The organism is Knoellia sinensis KCTC 19936, assembly GCF_000768705.1.
GTDB lineage: Bacteria > Actinomycetota > Actinomycetes > Actinomycetales > Dermatophilaceae > Knoellia > Knoellia sinensis.
On sequence record NZ_AVPJ01000045.1, the window covers coordinates 1 to 1,537 of the forward strand.

Consider the following 1,537-nt stretch of genomic DNA (forward strand, 5'->3'; position numbering starts at 1 on the left):
CCGAGTCACCCGAGGGCCGGGCCTCGGCCGCGCCGGGCGCGAGCGCCACGACGACCCCAAGCTCGGGGACGTCCACGCCGCCGAGCGCCCCACCGCTGCCGACGGGCACCCCCGCGGCACCACCCACGCATGCGACCGCGCCGACCTTCGGCGCGTCCACGACCAAACCCCAGGGCAAGCCCGAGCGGGTCGTGGTCGTGAGTTCGTCCGGCAAGACGCTGGTCGACGCCAAGATCGTTCCCGACACGCTCGACGACGAGGGCGTGCTGGCCCCGCCGTTCGGCGTCGTCGGCTGGTACGCCGAGCAGGGCTGGGCCAAGCCGGGCTGGCCGGGCGCCTCGATCCTCGCCGGCCACATCAACCGCCGCTCCCCCAAGGTCGAACTCGACACCTTCGGTCACCTGACCAAGGTCCGGCCCGGCGACCGCATCACCGTCGCCTACACCTCGGGCGAGTCCGTGGCGTTCAAGGCCACGAAGTCCAAGGCGCTCTCCAAGACGGCGGTGCCCAAGGACGACTCCATCTGGGACTCCGGCAACCCCGAACCACTGCTGCGGCTCATCACCTGCGACCCCACGACTCCGGTCAAGGGCGGCCATTACGAAGGCAACTGGGTCGTCTGGGCCACGCTCGCCTGAGCGACGACGCCGCGCATCCCTGCGATCCGTGATCGGCCGAGATGGGTCATCGTGGCCGTCAAGGTCACGATTCGGCCGAAGGTGACTCGCCCAGAGCCTTGGGGATCTAGGTTTGGCGCGCCAACCCCACTTTCTCGAAAGTTGATCCATGCCTGCCATGATCCTTCGCCGCGCCGGCGCAGCCGCAGTTCTCTCGGGCCTCGCGTTCGCCGCCACGGCCCCAGCCCATGCTGCGAGCGGCGAGCTCACCTACACCTGCACGCTGTTCGGCTTCCCCCAGGGCTTCGACGTCGAGAGCCTCGATGCGACGGAGCGCAAGCTCCTGGACTCGGCGAAGGGCGGCGAGTTCTCGACCCAGGGTCTCGCGGAGGAGATCCCCGGGCTGGTCGAGGTGCACGGGCTGAAGGCCAGCGCCGCGTTCGACTCGGCGATCGAGGACGGCGCCACCGCCGCCCCCGGTGCGACCGTCGAACTCGAGCCCGTCGCCGGCAGCTTCGAGTTCGCCCCGGAGGTCGGCGCGGAGCTGCGCAAGCTCGGGATCACCGAGGGCTTCGCCGGCGCAATGCTGTTCGCTGGCATCGAGGAGACCGGGCTCGAGCGCGAGACCGAGTTCTTCTTCGACACCGTGAGCGTCCCCGAGTCGGATGCCCTCACCCTGACGGCCGAGGACGGCGTGGCACAGTCCTTCCGGGTCAACGCCGCAGGCACCTTCACCTACACAGCCGGTGACTTCGAGTTCTTCATCGCCACGGACGACGAGAACCCCGAGGACATGACGTTCGCAGGACTCTCGTGCATTCCGGACGACGACCAGGACCTCACGATCGACCAGGTCGACGCCACGGCCAAGCCGGCACCGACGACGCCGGCGCCGACCACGCCGGCCCCGACCACGTCGC

At 70.0% G+C, this 1,537-nt stretch carries 2 protein-coding genes; both read left to right on the top strand.

Translation table 11 applies throughout. The annotated features are described in order from the left end of the window. On the top strand, positions 1-638 hold a 638-nt coding region (locus tag N802_RS19095; RefSeq protein ID WP_156971535.1), incomplete at its 5' end, for a class F sortase. A 148-nt stretch (positions 639-786) separates the two neighbouring features. Continuing rightward, positions 787-1,537, top strand: a 751-nt coding sequence (locus N802_RS19100) for a hypothetical protein (protein ID WP_156971536.1), incomplete at its 3' end; no start/stop codon positions are given.